Genomic DNA, 13257 nt, shown 5'->3' on the forward strand with positions numbered 1-13257 from the left:
TAGATGCCTCTATATCCTTTTGGTAATGGCATGAGTTAAGCCTCCAGCTCCACTATCATGAGAATGTCTGCTATCTCAGCAAACATCTCAACTGCAGCTTCCTGTGGTGCGTCTGATTGATACACATAATCTGCACCGGCATGGTTAGGAAGGTCAAGTTTGTCAGAGTACTTTTTGACAATTGCAAGGATGCGTTGATCCCTGTCTACATTTTTGATGTCGGTGAGACTGAAAACAATGCCTTTGCAGTACAGTTCGCCCTCGTCCATCATGTCATATGTTTCATGGGGAAGATTGGTATCGTAGGTCCAACATGGCATCGAATTTTGCCATATTGCACGGACATATAGTTTACTTCTGCTAAGTTTGTTTATAAAGTGCGGACAACTCTCGTTGTCACATTTATTTTGAAGGAGACCGTTTTCATCGAGGTATACCGTTGTTCCATCGAATGCACCGATCTCGTCATCAATGGCTCCCATGAACTCCATGAGGTCATCTGATGCGCCGTAGACAATGACAAGTCCGTTCTCTTCGGCAGCGTCACATAGATCAAGATGCATCTTTCCGTATTCAACTCCGTTGAGTTTGGTGGCAAGTTCTTTTGCATTCATTGTCCTGCCTCCTGTGCCTGTGCAGCTACTTTCCGCTTTTCAAGTGTAGCATTCAACCCAGCAACTGCTTCCACTCTGCTCTCCCTCTCTTCCTGTGGGGAAATGTCATCAAGTGTTGTCTGTGCAAAATCAACCGGATAGATCATCCAATCTTCGTCCATCTTCTTCTCAGTGATCTTGACAGACATGGACAGTGTGATGTCAGCTTCGTGCTTCAGGTGTCTGACAAGCTCTTCGTAGTCTCCGGGAGTGAGTCTCTGACCATTTGATGCAAGACAGTTTTCGAACTTGCTTGCACATCCACGGGCAAGGGAGTCAAGCAGATTGTTGATTGATTTGAGTGTTTCCTTGGGGAGGTATTCTTTTTTGATACGGAGGGGTTCGGTGAAGGATGTCATGCCTGTACCTCCTCGGCAGATACCTCACCAGCTGCAATCATATCGGATATGGCTCTGTTCTTTGCCCTAGTGTGAGCAGTAGAGTACACATCATGTTCAATTCTGGGACCAGACTTCTCCTTGCTGGAACACATTGCAACGCCTTCAGTTTGTCTTCCATTTGCAGCCATACAAACAACCTTTATCTTCCAGATAAAAGAGCCATCTTCGCACTGGATTCTTTTCTCTTCTGTGATTTTGTCTGTCAGATTGTAGTAGGTAGCAAACTTCCTCCAGCCAGACTTCTTAATGAAGTCCTTGCCCTGTATCTTCTGGAAGTCTGACTTCTCAAGGATAATGTTCCTCATATCAAGGTACTCTTGCCATGCCTGCTTTGCTGCAAGTGCACTGATGGCAGGTCTTACGATATCGGCACTGTTGATGTCTGGGAGAACAGTTACTGCAGTCGGAGTTACATCGATAACCTTATTATTTTCAGGAACGTTAGTATCCTTGGAAGACTCCTCACCACAAACATCGTCGGCAAAACATTGTTTTTCTGAGGTATCTTCCACTTCTTTTGATTCTTCAACCATTGCGGGAGACAGCATTTCTTTCACTGATGTTAGGAACGTGTCTTCAGGATCTTCTTGAACTCTCTCCATATAATGTTCACCATCTGTCCTGCAGATGTGCTCGTTCTTGAAGTCAACCAGATATCTTTTGTTATCTACAAATATGACCCAGGTGTTCGCTGTGGTCATTGAGAAGCCATTCTGTTCCAGGATAGGAGCCATTGTTTCTTTGTTCAGTTTCATTGTTTCACCTCATTCCTTTCATTATTACATTCATTGCAAATCATCTCACCAAACAAATGTTCAGGATTCTTGATGGTAAGCATTTTTTGTTTGATCTCTCCGCATTCGACGCAGGGTGTGTAATCATCGGGCATCTTGGTCACCCTCTCCATCAGATGGCACACGTGTAACCACATAGTGGATTTGCCGGATAGCACATGCTTTCATTACACCGTTGCAGTGCTCATTCTGCTCGTCTGCATGCCTACACGCATCGAAAAAAGGACACTGCATTTCAGTCCACCCCATTTGCAATCTTCAACTGCTCAACATACCACACTTTGAACTTTCTCTGTTCAAAGGACAGATCGATCTGCATCATGGCAATGTTAGTTTCCAGCCCATGAACAGCATTGATGAGTCTCTGGTATTCAGGATCTTCCTGCAGTCTATCCTCAAGAAGCATGTCTCTGCCAGCTTGATTGGTCAGACCCATCTCTTTTGCAGTGTCTTTGTCTTTGGAAAGTTCAAGAACATCAAGTGTAGCTGCCTTCTTGATTGAGTGGATATCCTCGTTCATACGGTCACGCTGTTCTCTTTTTTGGAACAGTGCGAGTTCCAGGGGTTTGATTGTGTCTTCCATTAGTTCCCCTCCACTTCGTCTGCAAATTCCTCGTCCATCCATTCCCGACTATCTCTTTCGAGTGTGAGCTGAACTTCAACGAGTTTGCCATTGATTTCTACATGCCCGACAGACTTTGCAATAGACGCTACAAACCGGGGTTCTTTTGCAAGTGATGCTGCCAGTTCATCATGTGCAGATGGTAGCTGTTCTCGCAGTTGTTCTGCTGTCATTTTGGACATTTACATCACCTCTCCACCAACAACGACATCCTTCCTACCGTGGAAATCCAAAGAGTGCACAACATTGTCACACTGCGAGTACAACAATGCACCCACTCTCATAGCAACTGGGGTAGGTGCTCTCCCATAGACTACTACAGTTGTATCTTCGGGGGTGTTGCTTACCTTATTACTAACATAATGCAGGAACGAATCCACGTCTTGCTCATCGTAGTCTTTCCATGGATCAATGTGATTCCTTGTAATTCCTCTTGGTAACCGATTCAGGTCGATTGCAATTTCAACTTCTGTATTTTTAGACATTTATTTCACATCCTTTCTAACATAGGAGACCCACAGCGGCTTAGTGGGGTTGGTTTTGGTTGGTTAGTACGTTTTTCTGAGCCGTTTTTGAGAATAGACCGCTGTGGGTAAATCCGGTGCGTGGAATCGAACCACGCTAAAGCACCTGCACCGGAAATGTACAAGGCACAGTGAGGGGATGGCTGTGCCTCTTGGATAATCATAATGTGACTCTCAGCTCTACTCTCTTCACCCCATCCTTGCCCTGCTCGTGCCAGTGACCGATATCACAGATCATGCAGCCAGTTTCCTTCTCGAACCTATCAAGTATCATCTTGATTTCTTCCTCGGCTTTGCCTTTGAGATCCCTTGCATCAGCAACATTCATGCAGTGACCTCTCTGTTGCATTTGGGACAGTACACAAGAAAGTTCTTACACTTCCAGTCAATATCGAAAACATGACCACATTCAATATTGTCACATGTGCACTCAGCTACTATCTGGGTACGTACAATTGGCATGCTGTTGATACTCATGCAGTGGCCTCCATCCTCTCCCTCTCATGCGTCTGCAGTGGTGTATCCAGTGATCTATTGTAGACACCCATCTCTTCCTGTCTCATGATTCTGAGACATTCATGGCATTCTCCACAGGTACATGGTCTATCGTCGGCAAACTTCATTCACTCCACCTCATCAGCAAGAATCTTCTGAACTGTTACAAGATAATCTTCCTCACCACAAACACCGTCGGCAAAAACATGTTCATTGTTGTTGTTGTTGGATAGTCCTGTCATTTAGTCCACCCCTGCAATCTTCTTAGCAGCACGTGCAAGCATTTGCTGTGATGGTGTGCCGTTTTCCCACTGCTCGATACGGTATGGTTTCTCTTGGATGAACTGGGTAGCTCGTTCTTCGGGGGAGAGTTCGTCGTTCATACCAAAGCCCCCACACTTCCACCACAACAAGGACATTTTTCTTCCTTATGTGGCTGACAATTGCATTTCTTGAGTCTGCCCAGTTCTTCTTCGAGTTGCCTGATCTTGTCCAACATATCATTCGATCCCAATGGTGTGATGATGATCTGATGACCGTTGTCGGTAACCTCAACATAATCGACATTCAGAAGGTCGAACTTATCACGGATAGCAGGGGGGAAGTCCAGTCTTGCTCTCTTTTCGAGGGTGAATAGTGGTCTGGTGTAGGATTCGTTTTGGGTCATGCTATTGCCTCCGTAGCTACTTGCACTGTGCCAGCATGGCCACCGAACCATCCTTGTGGAATGTTTAATTCCTGACCCATTGCGGACATCTTTTCTACGAACTTCATCTCAGCTGCTTTCTCGTTGATGAGAGCACAGATGAACGCACTGCATCCGAGTTGGTTGCAGTAATGGGAACCTAGGATATACTCAAGATTGTCCTGGGTGACCCTATCTGCTGAAAACGATTTTACTTCTGTCTTTCTTCTTTTCTGCATTCAAATTCCTCTTTCTTTCTTGGTTGCTTCAATTCCCTTCCGCATCACACCTCGACCAGCATCACTCCTGTTTGTGAAAACACCAGCCGCTACAAGATAATCGAGGTCTGCTATGTCAGCGGGTGCGAGATGGAAACTTGTTGGATGTTTTTTTATCATTGTAATCGCTCATAACGTGGTAGTACTATTGCACTACTTGCTATGCCAAGTGCGATATTTATAGTTTTCGGACTATGGTAGTACTATTGCCCTAATCAGATATTTAACTCGATACTACCTACTAACTACTATGGTAGTTAAGAGAAACAAAGAAAAGGTATCAATCGCCATGAGTCCGTATTTAGTTAAGAGGGCAAAGGCGTTGGTAGAATCCGAGGAGTTTGGCTCGGTTTCAGATGTTCTCTCAACTGCATTTTCACAGTTCTTGGTGAAATATGAAAATTCTGCATCGGTTGCCGGATGTTTTGGTGGCGCCGGTTTAGAACAGCTCGCCGATTACTTTCATAGTCAAGAAGGCAAGACACTTATCAGATCAATCATCCAGGAATCACTCTCATCAACATCATCAAGTGATGTTCCAATCGTAATCGAGGAGATTATTGAATAATTTTTTCAAATCATAAAAGTTAAGTATAGTTTGCAGCTTTGTAGACTTTTAAAGAAAATAAGTTGTAATATCTAAATAATAAGGGTGGAGTGTATGGGACTTAAAGACAAATACAAATTTAAAATTGATGTGGAGATTGACGATAACGGAAATTCCACAATGGCGTGTCCGGAATGCGGGAACGAAATCGATGTTGCATTTGAGAACATTGTAGATGAGAATTTAGCACTCGGTGAAAGCATTGTTTGTCCGTTCTGCAACCAAACACTGAACCAAGTTCATCCTCCGAAGAAGGCAACTGAACATATTATGGATGAAATTGGCAAGGATGTAATGGACGAAATAAAGAAAATGCTTAAATGATGGAGATATTTACATCGACTTTGAAATCTTCTTCGATGATATCATCGCCGATCTGGAATTTAGCTTTACCGCAGATTCCGGTGATTTCACATGATACAAGTTTCATATTGACTTTGAGCGTTTCAACTGACATATTGTAACATCTTGGATGTTGGTATATAATGGTAGGTTGAAAAGACAATTATTTTTTGGCTCTGTAGAAAACCTACTTCCCATTTTATTTTAGCATAATAATTTAAAAAGGATTAATCCCCTGAGTATTACTTACCACAAGAAAACACAAAGGGGATGATTGTGTTTTGTCTAACAAATACTTAAAGTTTGTTGATACAGCGCAAGCTGTATCAGGAAACTCACACCTTCAGATCTATAGTTGCAAGTATTCCAAAAGAAAATATACACAACACCAGTTATTGGTATTGGTTTTGCTGAAAGAGTATCTTAATGAAGATTATAGAGATATTGTTGAACTTATCGAAGTAATGGATGATGTAAAGGCAAGAATAGGACTAAAACAGGTTCCACACTTTACCACACTTCATAAATTCGTTACAAGACTCAAATCCGTTTACTTCCGTGGATTGCTACAACAAACACTAAAACTCTTTTATTCTCATGGTGAAAAAATCGAGGTTACAGCTATTGATTCAAGTGGATTTACTAGTGGCCACTGTAGCTATTATTATTCCTGGAGAACAGGAAAGAAGCGTAGATCATTCCTGAAAACTAGTATTTCTGTTGATACTGGAAAGTTCATTATTACTGGTTTTAAGATATCAGGCAAACCTGTACATGATTCAAAGCATGCAATAAAATTGTTGAAGCAATGTCATAAAACTCGCAAATCAAGTTACTATGTCATGGACAAAGGCTACGATTCAGAAGACATACATTCGCTAGCAAGAGAGCAACTAGAAGCCATAGCTATGATTCCTTTGAGACAAAGAAAGAGGAAGAAGATTAAAGGGTCGTATCGTAGAAAAATGGTATGGGAATTTGATAAGGCATTGTATCATAACAGAAATCTGGTAGAAACGATGTTCTCTGTTCTGAAAAGAAAATATAGTGAAGAAATCAGGGCTAAAAAGTATTGGAATCAAGTGAAAGAGGTCAAATTCAAGATATTAGTACATAACCTTGATAGGTATGTCAAGGTTATTTTTATTGTTCAAATGAGGATTTCTACAGAGCCTATTTTTTGGTGATTTAAATGAAAAAAATATTAATTTTACTGATTTTGATAGCAACTATTGTGGTTGCCGGATGCACAGAACAGTCAGAGGGACCAACAAACGCCGTAAGTGAGGCAAGTAGCAACGAACCTGTAGTTGTTGAAACAACAGATGGTATTCAGCGGGTCGAAGTAGTGTCCCCTGTGTCAATCCACGATGATTATAATTTGTACTGGGCATGGCACAACGAAACCAAGAGTATATTGGAAGACAAGATTGGTGAAGATGTAAAGCTTTATGCATTTAGCATTCAATACAAAGGGAAATTAGTGAGGGTTACAGATTTCTATGCAGTTGTAGAGGACAACGTGGCTGGTGAGATCTATATTGACATTGGATCAATCAATGCGATTGGTGGTGAAGTGGGTAATCAGGTTGCATAACAATAGAGGTGATATAATGAGCATGGAAACAGATGTAAAAAAACCTATTAGAGTTGAGTTCAAACAGGAGAAATCCGAGGATCATATCAGTTTCGTTTCCAACCGAGTGTGGGGCGGTCTGCAAGCCGGTGGTCTATTTGAAATGAATTTCCTTTTAGAAAAAAAACCATTGCCAAATAGGATAACAGTTGAAATGTCTCCGGATGTGCCAGATAAAGAAATATCCAGAAGCCAGTCAAAAGAAGTAATGAGAATTAATCAGGCAACTGCATACATGACACTCGAAGCATTTGTGTCCCTACATGACTGGATGGGTCAAAAAATTGCAGAACTTGAGAAAGCTGAGGTAATAGGAAGAGATAAGAGAGCTCTGGGCAGTGAGGCAGATGAGTGATGAGTTGTCTCCTGGTGGTTATGACTACTTATTCACAACCACGGATTGTATAGGGGAAAAAGTGGCATTAAAGAGGAATACGTTCTCAGAGAAAATTTTGTTAGATCATACTGAAATCACACCTGATTTGATAAAGGAAGGGGTTGAAAAAGCACATCTTGTAAAAGAGGACAAAAACAAGGATGGAAGGCGGAATTATTTCAGAATGATTCCACACCCAGTTGAAGGAAGAGATGATTTTACAAATATAAAGGTGGTAGTGGAAGAAACAAACTATGAATATGATGAAGTAGTAACATGTTATATACGTAGTAATCTTAAAGGTGAAACAACTAAAGGAGAGATAATTCATGATGCCGGATCAGCGAGTGAAAACAGTTTATGATGAAGAGTATGATATTCTTTATCTGATTGTTGGATTGCCTGCCGCAGCAGATGCTGAATTCGTAGCTGATGATGTGTATCTTCGCCGTGATTCTCTGACTGAGTCCATAGCAGGTGCGGTCATCGAAAATTATTCTAACAAGGATGCAGATTGTCTTTCACAACTACTACCAATGGGGCTAGGTAGATTTTTGCCTAAGGGTGTTTAAGTGGTTTATATCAAGACAACCTGCCCAACGTGTGGTGATCACTCCTTCCATCACGTAAGGCTACATCGACTAACAACATTTCATAAAAACAAAGTAAAGTCAGAGATTACTTCAGCTGAAGTCACCGACAGCTGCACTCCAGAAGAGCTTGCTACATCTGTGCTTCATGAACTAGCTGGCCATGTCTACAATGGTATGGCTACTCTGGAGCTTTGCAAGATCCTCAAGGATAAGTTCGGTATCTTGGAACAATACTGTTGTGATATCGTTCAGCGATTGAAGGTTGAGCTGGATATGTACTCACCTGATCATCAGCATTTGTACTTTGTTTAGCTCAACCTTGATTGTCTCATAGTGTTTGATTGCAGATCACTCGTCAGGATGTTCTTTGTGGTACGCTGCAATCTCTTCTGGCGTAAATTTGTTTAAAGCAATTGCCCGTGCTTCACTGCGCAGAGACTCGGGAACTATTTTCAGAGCCTCTGCTTCATTTTCAGCATCTAAAATTACCCAGCCTGTATGTACGTCAACCATACAACCGAAATCATATTGTGCCAGTACATCAGGTCCCATTGCAAGCATTTCATCTAACGCTTTTAAACACCCTTCTGAGGTGTGTGGTGATTCTACTAGATATTTTGTCATATTTTTCCCTCGACTCCATTTTAATATTGTTGGCTTTAGCTATCGCGGATGCACTAATGCCCATAATTAACTAGAATCTTTCATCATATACAGCTTATGAAACTATGTTCTGTAGTATTTGTTCTGATATACTTAAAAAAGTGTACATCATTGTCTCATTGGATATATACTCACCAAACCATCAGTATGTGACATTGTCTGATGACAAGATACATATCCAACCTGTTCTACATTATAGTATACTAAGCACATAGGCATTTAAGCGGCTCTTTCAATCCTATGGCAAGCATAAAAAGATCAGAGGGGATGGATTGGTCCAGTCCGGTTGGTGAAATCTGTGCCGGTCCGGGTATCAGGTTCGGTGGAAGTCTCTCGATACTGTCGGCAATATTCTGGAGTATTTTTGCGATAACCTCTGACAGCGCGATAGTCACTCCTGCGATAAGGGGTGCGAATATGGCAGCCGTAGATCGCATTGTGGAAGTCATGTCGTAGAGAGATTGCTTGATATTCTCCTCTACATCTTGTAACTCTTTCAAATGGTCTGCGAGTTTGACGATGGCAACTCCGGCAGCCTCGTGGCTTTTGTGTGCGCTCTCCACAAAAAGCATCATTGTTGTACGTATCCTGTCGGAATAAATGTCTTTGAAGGCACCATAATCATCATCGAATATCGCAGCAAAAATATCAGCACGGACACTGATGAGGTTCAGGGATATCCTTTCAAAAGCCTTGCCGATCTCAGATCCATCCATTGTCCTTGCAGCGTGCATGAAAGCTTCCTCAGTTGCTCTGCCTTCTGATATCCTTCTGCCGAGCACAAAGAGTGCATCGGAGAACTCTGCTTCCATTTTTTTGATATCGTCACGTATCTTCTTGTAAGGTGTGTAAACTGCATTCAAGTAGAATGAAATTGCAAAAACAATTCCCCATATCACGATCAATGTGGGTGGGAATATGCCTCCAAGTGTTACCGTTGATATGATATTTCCAGGATTTCCTCTTGCTACCCAGAAGTATCCTGAAAGTGATATGGCCGTACCAAGGATCATGGAGGTGGCAACTATCATCTTTTTCTTCATCTTCATGTTACTCAGCTGTGGGTGCTCATCCGGAATTGCCTGGGGTACAAAGGTTGCAGGTCTTTGCATGAGTATGTACTCAGCATAGGCAAACGTGAGCAGGGGGAGAATTATGTCATATATCACTACAAGGGTACCAATCCCGAAACGAATGCCAACCACTGTTACCGCAGGCATTAGTGCGACCAGTGCCAATGGTATCAGGATGAAAAGCGAATAGAGAATGTATGTGGGATTCTTCAGCTTTGCTGCAAAGTTATCCATGAGTTTCTTTGTACTTTCCAGCACGATATCAAGTGCCCTGTTCAGTGTGATTATGCGCTGTGCCTCATCCGGCTCACTCGTGGAACTCTTGATGAGGTGCAGCGACCTCTTAAAGTATTCACTACTCTTACCCCACAGATTGGCAAACTCAAGGATGGCTTCATCCATACCTCTGTATTCCCTCATATGGAGGTTCCATAACATCTTCCTGAGGTCCTTTGCAAGGGGGCGGTTGGAATTCTCTGCGGCAAAATGTATGGCCACTTCCATATTCGGTACGAGTTTCATTGACATAACGATGTAACTGAGTACCTCTGGTATGTCTCCCAGTGAGCTTACTTTCATCCATCTGGAATGTATCTTCACATATTCTCCGAGATACACGAGTGTGATGGTGGGGATAAGCAGACTCAGGGCAATTAGCATTTTCAGTGCGGCAGGCTCGAACCCCGCAAACCTGAAAACTATCAGGTCTAAAATTATGAAAAAAACGAATGTCAGGGCTGATGCGGTGTAAGCAAAGAGGGCAGTTTCATATGGCTCAGGATCAAAACCCGTGTAAACCATGGCATTATAGTAATCCTCGCTAACAGCACTTTCCGCCCTTTTCCTGAATGATGCGGGATCCCTGACTGTCCATCTGAAATTCCTGCTGGCAATTTTGCATCCCCTGTAGTACCAGTTGTTCTCATTGCTCAGAAAGACCACCTGCAATTGCTTCTCTTAATTCAGATGCCTGGTTTATGTGCAAGCCCTGTTGAATATGCTCTGAATGGCTGGCTGCAAAGTCCTCGAACCAATCGGACCATCTATTGTAAACACGCTGCAGATTCGGTTTACCATCATGCAACTTCTCCTTGTCCATGAGCAGCCAGAACATGTTATTGGCTGTACTGGTGGTGTCTGCCTCGACGAATATAGGGTCTGTTTTTCCGTAATCTGCCATTTTTTCCTTGATCTTCGCCCGCAATCTGATATTGTGTAGTGCTTCATCGATACTGATGCCCCATTTATCAGCGATTTTCCCTATCATTATGGACTGCCCCCTGTCCATGATGTCCGAAGGTGTTAGTGCATCTCTGGATGCGTCATAGCTGAGTATATCCGAGAATACGGTGCTGCTGTCTTCCTCACTCCAGTTTTCATTTGTCTCTGCTATCTGCATAACCCTGCGTTTTGTGTCCATGGTCCCTTCAAGGCGGGTATTGCTGCAAACAACCACGGCATCAGTTGCCTTGAAAGATGCAGGAGGTACGCCCAGTGTATGCACTATTCTCTCATACACAGATCGTGTTGATGAGCCGTGTATGGTGCCTATCACAGAATTTCCTGCAGCTCCAACCTGCATGGCCTCGTAGAGTACGGATACCTCCGGTCCTCTCACTTCTCCCATGACAAGGGATGAGCTTCCAAGTCTCAAAGAGGCCCGCAGGGCAGTGGATGGCTCGATCTCGATACCATATTTGATAATTGCTGACTGGGAATTCAATCCCTGAACTTTCCATCCAAGTTCCTGAAGCTCATCAATGGGTATTTCCGGTGTATCTTCTATGGTCAGTATCCTGTACTTTTGTGGGATCTCAAGCAGCATTGCACTGAGAAGTGAGGTTTTTCCAGCCCCTACTCCTCCGGCAACAAGAACAGAAGCCTGCCCATCCATGATGAAACTCAAAAGTCCTGCCGCAAGTGGTGAAATTGAGCCTGTGTTGATGAGTTTGGGTAGTGTCCATGGTGTTCTCGCATGCTTCCTGAATGCGTAGGCTGTTCCCTTTGCGCTTAATGGGTCTCCTATCACAGACACACGTACGCCATACTCTCTGAGTGACATTTCAAGCACAGGTGTTGCTTCTCCAAAAGGCCGGCCACTTATGGAGCGCAGCCGGGATACCATGGAGTCCATATCTTCCTGGGATAGGTATACATTGGTAACGCATTCATCCCCGTCAAGTACCACATGTACTGGATTCCTGTCAGCCGGCGCGTTGATGTAGACATCGGTAATCCTTTCATCGGAGAGCAGGTCCTCAAGTATCCCAAGTCCTGTGGTATATTTAGCCAGAATATCCGAATAAAGCTTAACGTCGGCTGGTTCAAGGGATTTATTGTTAAGCTCAGCTTCCTCCATGAGCAGGCGCTTACTAAGTAATTTGAAGTAATTTCTTGAATTGGATGGATTTGCAAACTGCAGATCAGCCGGTCGGTGGCGTATCATCTTTTTTCTGGCATTCTCGAGAATCTCCAACTCATCAGATCTGAGATTATATTCCACAGGGTTGATCGCATACATTTTCTCAGGCCTGTCTGTCAACTGGTAAATGCTGACAGGGAGTTTTCTCTCGTCCTGGTGGCTGATATCATAACATTCCAGGAATATCGTATTGTCCGGGGGTTCGGTGTATATCCTTGAAGTTGAAAAAGGAGGCCTTACATAAGAGCGGATGTATATTTCATATTCTTCGTCATGTAGGTGTTTCTTTTCAGGCTGAATATGCTTCTCGATATCGCTTGAACAGCTGCTCATTTCCTTTATTATGGATGTGAAATGCTCCATGCATGTATCACATCCGGTATGCTGTTTTGCCAGATGATCCTTGAAATGATCTAATTCATTATGCTGGCGAATTATCTTGTAGCTTTTTAGTGGATCAGATATGGCTGTCTGTATAATGCTGTTGAGGAACTCGGTACGTTTTTCTTTGCACTTTGAATTGCCCGATTCAGTGCACTTGCCATCTATTATCTTCGCTGTTGAATACGAATTCAGTCTCTCATGGAGATTTGCCATGGTGTAAATAATGGCCAGGTTCTTTCCTTCATAATCTCTTTCGTATAGTTTCGAAATAATAAGCCTGTCAACAACCGGCTCTTTGAGGACTATGCTGAAGATGCTCTTTCGACACTCTGGGTCATTAAATGTGGATTCATGCTCACATTCATTGCAATTTATGATTATGGTCCTGTTTTTTCTGCTTGCCTTCAATTTATAGGGGCAGGTCTTGTCCTCATCTTTTTTGCCGATGAGGGAGTCCCTTGCCACATGAATTATTTTGGAAATTAATCTGTGATTTTGAATTCCTGTCTTCTTCGAGTTACATATGTCAGTAAGGTCTTTTTCCTTATTTTCAAATACCTCTCTTTCATTTCTTAACTCAACTATAATTTTCTTAATATGCCCCATCTGTCTAAAAGAAATAGTCATGTAATATTAAAAATTTTCGAAATACTCGCGTCGATATATTTATTTCATCACATATTATTAAGAAAGTGCACATTGATTGCAT

At 42.7% G+C, this 13257-nt stretch carries 27 protein-coding genes; 8 read left to right on the forward strand and 19 right to left on the reverse strand.

What is annotated here, in order from left to right; all coding sequences use genetic code 11:
• Positions 1 to 35: 35 nt before the first annotated feature.
• The 15 genes from V7O66_RS13905 to V7O66_RS13975 all read right to left on the reverse strand — a co-directional run bounded on the left by V7O66_RS13905 (position 36) and on the right by V7O66_RS13975 (position 4572).
• On the reverse strand, positions 36 to 614 hold the full coding sequence (locus tag V7O66_RS13905; RefSeq protein ID WP_406660909.1) for a hypothetical protein: 579 nt from the start codon (positions 612 to 614) through the stop codon (positions 36 to 38).
• Positions 611 to 1012, reverse strand: a complete 402-nt coding sequence (locus V7O66_RS13910) for a hypothetical protein (protein ID WP_406660910.1) — start codon at positions 1010 to 1012, stop codon at positions 611 to 613. The genes V7O66_RS13905 and V7O66_RS13910 overlap by 4 nt, the downstream gene beginning before the upstream one ends.
• Positions 1009 to 1809 carry a hypothetical protein gene (locus tag V7O66_RS13915; RefSeq protein ID WP_406660911.1) on the reverse strand — a complete coding sequence of 267 codons (801 nt, stop codon included), beginning with the start codon at positions 1807 to 1809 and terminating at the stop codon, positions 1009 to 1011. Before V7O66_RS13915 ends, V7O66_RS13910 begins: the two co-directional genes overlap by 4 nt.
• Positions 1806 to 1943, reverse strand: a complete 138-nt coding sequence (locus V7O66_RS13920) for a hypothetical protein (RefSeq protein WP_406660912.1) — start codon at positions 1941 to 1943, stop codon at positions 1806 to 1808. Before V7O66_RS13920 ends, V7O66_RS13915 begins: the two co-directional genes overlap by 4 nt.
• Entirely contained in the window at positions 1933 to 2082 is a 150-nt protein-coding gene (locus tag V7O66_RS13925; RefSeq protein ID WP_406660913.1) for a hypothetical protein, read from the reverse strand. The genes V7O66_RS13920 and V7O66_RS13925 overlap by 11 nt, the downstream gene beginning before the upstream one ends.
• A 1-nt stretch (position 2083) precedes the next feature.
• The gene (locus V7O66_RS13930) at positions 2084 to 2431 is read right to left on the reverse strand and encodes a hypothetical protein (RefSeq protein ID WP_406660914.1); all 348 of its coding nucleotides are present in this window, start codon (positions 2429 to 2431) and stop codon (positions 2084 to 2086) included.
• Positions 2431 to 2652: a hypothetical protein gene (locus tag V7O66_RS13935; protein WP_406660915.1), complete on the reverse strand. Its 222-nt coding sequence runs from the start codon at positions 2650 to 2652 to the stop codon at positions 2431 to 2433. The genes V7O66_RS13930 and V7O66_RS13935 overlap by 1 nt, the downstream gene beginning before the upstream one ends.
• On the reverse strand, positions 2653 to 2955 hold the full coding sequence (locus tag V7O66_RS13940) for a hypothetical protein (RefSeq protein ID WP_406660916.1): 303 nt from the start codon (positions 2953 to 2955) through the stop codon (positions 2653 to 2655).
• Positions 2956 to 3154: 199 nt separating this feature from the next.
• Positions 3155 to 3322 (reverse strand): hypothetical protein, encoded by a 168-nt coding sequence (locus V7O66_RS13945; protein WP_406660917.1) that lies wholly within the window; start codon positions 3320 to 3322, stop codon positions 3155 to 3157.
• Entirely contained in the window at positions 3319 to 3471 is a 153-nt protein-coding gene (locus V7O66_RS13950) for a hypothetical protein (protein ID WP_406660918.1), read from the reverse strand. The genes V7O66_RS13945 and V7O66_RS13950 overlap by 4 nt, the downstream gene beginning before the upstream one ends.
• Positions 3468 to 3617 (reverse strand): hypothetical protein, encoded by a 150-nt coding sequence (locus V7O66_RS13955; protein WP_406660919.1) that lies wholly within the window; start codon positions 3615 to 3617, stop codon positions 3468 to 3470. The genes V7O66_RS13950 and V7O66_RS13955 overlap by 4 nt, the downstream gene beginning before the upstream one ends.
• 114 nt (positions 3618 to 3731) lie before the next feature.
• Positions 3732 to 3872, reverse strand: a complete 141-nt coding sequence (locus V7O66_RS13960) for a hypothetical protein (RefSeq protein ID WP_406660920.1) — start codon at positions 3870 to 3872, stop codon at positions 3732 to 3734.
• Positions 3869 to 4156: a hypothetical protein gene (locus V7O66_RS13965; RefSeq protein ID WP_406660921.1), complete on the reverse strand. Its 288-nt coding sequence runs from the start codon at positions 4154 to 4156 to the stop codon at positions 3869 to 3871. Before V7O66_RS13965 ends, V7O66_RS13960 begins: the two co-directional genes overlap by 4 nt.
• Entirely contained in the window at positions 4153 to 4413 is a 261-nt protein-coding gene (locus V7O66_RS13970) for a hypothetical protein (protein WP_406660922.1), read from the reverse strand. The genes V7O66_RS13965 and V7O66_RS13970 overlap by 4 nt, the downstream gene beginning before the upstream one ends.
• Positions 4414 to 4572 carry a hypothetical protein gene (locus V7O66_RS13975; protein ID WP_406660923.1) on the reverse strand — a complete coding sequence of 53 codons (159 nt, stop codon included), beginning with the start codon at positions 4570 to 4572 and terminating at the stop codon, positions 4414 to 4416. It lies immediately after the preceding gene.
• Positions 4573 to 4702: 130 nt separating this feature from the next.
• Between V7O66_RS13975 and V7O66_RS13980 the strand changes: the two genes are divergently transcribed.
• A complete protein-coding gene (locus V7O66_RS13980; RefSeq protein ID WP_406660924.1) occupies positions 4703 to 5020 on the forward strand; it encodes a hypothetical protein in 318 nt (105 codons plus the stop codon).
• A 93-nt stretch (positions 5021 to 5113) separates the two neighbouring features.
• Positions 5114 to 5383 carry a hypothetical protein gene (locus V7O66_RS13985; RefSeq protein ID WP_406660925.1) on the forward strand — a complete coding sequence of 90 codons (270 nt, stop codon included), beginning with the start codon at positions 5114 to 5116 and terminating at the stop codon, positions 5381 to 5383.
• Here V7O66_RS13985 and V7O66_RS13990 read toward each other — a convergent pair.
• Positions 5376 to 5516 carry a hypothetical protein gene (locus V7O66_RS13990; RefSeq protein ID WP_406660926.1) on the reverse strand — a complete coding sequence of 47 codons (141 nt, stop codon included), beginning with the start codon at positions 5514 to 5516 and terminating at the stop codon, positions 5376 to 5378. The genes V7O66_RS13985 and V7O66_RS13990 overlap by 8 nt on opposite strands.
• A 166-nt stretch (positions 5517 to 5682) precedes the next feature.
• Between V7O66_RS13990 and V7O66_RS13995 the strand changes: the two genes are divergently transcribed.
• The 6 genes from V7O66_RS13995 to V7O66_RS14020 are packed head-to-tail and all read left to right on the forward strand — an operon-like array spanning position 5683 to position 8318.
• Positions 5683 to 6588 carry an IS5 family transposase gene (locus V7O66_RS13995; protein ID WP_406660927.1) on the forward strand — a complete coding sequence of 302 codons (906 nt, stop codon included), beginning with the start codon at positions 5683 to 5685 and terminating at the stop codon, positions 6586 to 6588.
• 5 nt (positions 6589 to 6593) lie between these two features.
• Positions 6594 to 6998, forward strand: a complete 405-nt coding sequence (locus tag V7O66_RS14000) for a hypothetical protein (protein WP_406660928.1) — start codon at positions 6594 to 6596, stop codon at positions 6996 to 6998.
• Between the two features lie 16 nt (positions 6999 to 7014).
• Positions 7015 to 7392, forward strand: coding sequence for a hypothetical protein (locus V7O66_RS14005; RefSeq protein WP_406660929.1), 378 nt, complete (start codon positions 7015 to 7017; stop codon positions 7390 to 7392).
• Entirely contained in the window at positions 7385 to 7777 is a 393-nt protein-coding gene (locus tag V7O66_RS14010; protein WP_406660930.1) for a hypothetical protein, read from the forward strand. The genes V7O66_RS14005 and V7O66_RS14010 overlap by 8 nt, the downstream gene beginning before the upstream one ends.
• Positions 7743 to 7985, forward strand: coding sequence for a hypothetical protein (locus tag V7O66_RS14015; protein ID WP_406660931.1), 243 nt, complete (start codon positions 7743 to 7745; stop codon positions 7983 to 7985). Before V7O66_RS14010 ends, V7O66_RS14015 begins: the two co-directional genes overlap by 35 nt.
• On the forward strand, positions 7986 to 8318 hold the full coding sequence (locus V7O66_RS14020) for a hypothetical protein (RefSeq protein WP_406660932.1): 333 nt from the start codon (positions 7986 to 7988) through the stop codon (positions 8316 to 8318). It begins immediately after the preceding gene.
• 36 nt (positions 8319 to 8354) lie between these two features.
• Here V7O66_RS14020 and V7O66_RS14025 read toward each other — a convergent pair whose 3' ends face one another.
• The 3 genes from V7O66_RS14025 to V7O66_RS14035 all read right to left on the reverse strand — a co-directional run bounded on the left by V7O66_RS14025 (position 8355) and on the right by V7O66_RS14035 (position 13154).
• The gene (locus V7O66_RS14025) at positions 8355 to 8630 is read right to left on the reverse strand and encodes a hypothetical protein (protein ID WP_406660933.1); all 276 of its coding nucleotides are present in this window, start codon (positions 8628 to 8630) and stop codon (positions 8355 to 8357) included.
• 242 nt (positions 8631 to 8872) lie between these two features.
• Positions 8873 to 10684, reverse strand: a complete 1812-nt coding sequence (locus tag V7O66_RS14030; protein WP_406662680.1) for a hypothetical protein — start codon at positions 10682 to 10684, stop codon at positions 8873 to 8875.
• On the reverse strand, positions 10665 to 13154 hold the full coding sequence (locus V7O66_RS14035; protein ID WP_406660934.1) for an ATPase, T2SS/T4P/T4SS family: 2490 nt from the start codon (positions 13152 to 13154) through the stop codon (positions 10665 to 10667). Before V7O66_RS14035 ends, V7O66_RS14030 begins: the two co-directional genes overlap by 20 nt.
• Between the last annotated feature and the right edge of the window lie 103 nt (positions 13155 to 13257).

Origin of the sequence: Methanolobus sp. ZRKC3, assembly GCF_045291275.1 — an archaeon.
Classification (GTDB): domain Archaea; phylum Halobacteriota; class Methanosarcinia; order Methanosarcinales; family Methanosarcinaceae; genus Methanolobus.

Coding starts and splice junctions, on each gene's coding strand:
- V7O66_RS13905 (WP_406660909.1), bottom strand. CDS start 614: ATGAATGCAAAAGAACTTGCCACCAAACTCAACGGAGTTGAATACGGA.
- V7O66_RS13910 (WP_406660910.1), bottom strand. CDS start 1,012: ATGACATCCTTCACCGAACCCCTCCGTATCAAAAAAGAATACCTCCCC.
- V7O66_RS13915 (WP_406660911.1), bottom strand. CDS start 1,809: ATGAAACTGAACAAAGAAACAATGGCTCCTATCCTGGAACAGAATGGC.
- V7O66_RS13920 (WP_406660912.1), bottom strand. CDS start 1,943: ATGCCCGATGATTACACACCCTGCGTCGAATGCGGAGAGATCAAACAA.
- V7O66_RS13925 (WP_406660913.1), bottom strand. CDS start 2,082: ATGCAGTGTCCTTTTTTCGATGCGTGTAGGCATGCAGACGAGCAGAAT.
- V7O66_RS13930 (WP_406660914.1), bottom strand. CDS start 2,431: ATGGAAGACACAATCAAACCCCTGGAACTCGCACTGTTCCAAAAAAGA.
- V7O66_RS13935 (WP_406660915.1), bottom strand. CDS start 2,652: ATGTCCAAAATGACAGCAGAACAACTGCGAGAACAGCTACCATCTGCA.
- V7O66_RS13940 (WP_406660916.1), bottom strand. CDS start 2,955: ATGTCTAAAAATACAGAAGTTGAAATTGCAATCGACCTGAATCGGTTA.
- V7O66_RS13945 (WP_406660917.1), bottom strand. CDS start 3,322: ATGAATGTTGCTGATGCAAGGGATCTCAAAGGCAAAGCCGAGGAAGAA.
- V7O66_RS13950 (WP_406660918.1), bottom strand. CDS start 3,471: ATGAGTATCAACAGCATGCCAATTGTACGTACCCAGATAGTAGCTGAG.
- V7O66_RS13955 (WP_406660919.1), bottom strand. CDS start 3,617: ATGAAGTTTGCCGACGATAGACCATGTACCTGTGGAGAATGCCATGAA.
- V7O66_RS13960 (WP_406660920.1), bottom strand. CDS start 3,872: ATGAACGACGAACTCTCCCCCGAAGAACGAGCTACCCAGTTCATCCAA.
- V7O66_RS13965 (WP_406660921.1), bottom strand. CDS start 4,156: ATGACCCAAAACGAATCCTACACCAGACCACTATTCACCCTCGAAAAG.
- V7O66_RS13970 (WP_406660922.1), bottom strand. CDS start 4,413: ATGCAGAAAAGAAGAAAGACAGAAGTAAAATCGTTTTCAGCAGATAGG.
- V7O66_RS13975 (WP_406660923.1), bottom strand. CDS start 4,572: ATGATAAAAAAACATCCAACAAGTTTCCATCTCGCACCCGCTGACATA.
- V7O66_RS13980 (WP_406660924.1), top strand. CDS start 4,703: ATGGTAGTTAAGAGAAACAAAGAAAAGGTATCAATCGCCATGAGTCCG.
- V7O66_RS13985 (WP_406660925.1), top strand. CDS start 5,114: ATGGGACTTAAAGACAAATACAAATTTAAAATTGATGTGGAGATTGAC.
- V7O66_RS13990 (WP_406660926.1), bottom strand. CDS start 5,516: ATGTCAGTTGAAACGCTCAAAGTCAATATGAAACTTGTATCATGTGAA.
- V7O66_RS14000 (WP_406660928.1), top strand. CDS start 6,594: ATGAAAAAAATATTAATTTTACTGATTTTGATAGCAACTATTGTGGTT.
- V7O66_RS14005 (WP_406660929.1), top strand. CDS start 7,015: ATGAGCATGGAAACAGATGTAAAAAAACCTATTAGAGTTGAGTTCAAA.
- V7O66_RS14010 (WP_406660930.1), top strand. CDS start 7,385: ATGAGTGATGAGTTGTCTCCTGGTGGTTATGACTACTTATTCACAACC.
- V7O66_RS14015 (WP_406660931.1), top strand. CDS start 7,743: ATGATGCCGGATCAGCGAGTGAAAACAGTTTATGATGAAGAGTATGAT.
- V7O66_RS14025 (WP_406660933.1), bottom strand. CDS start 8,630: ATGACAAAATATCTAGTAGAATCACCACACACCTCAGAAGGGTGTTTA.
- V7O66_RS14035 (WP_406660934.1), bottom strand. CDS start 13,154: ATGGGGCATATTAAGAAAATTATAGTTGAGTTAAGAAATGAAAGAGAG.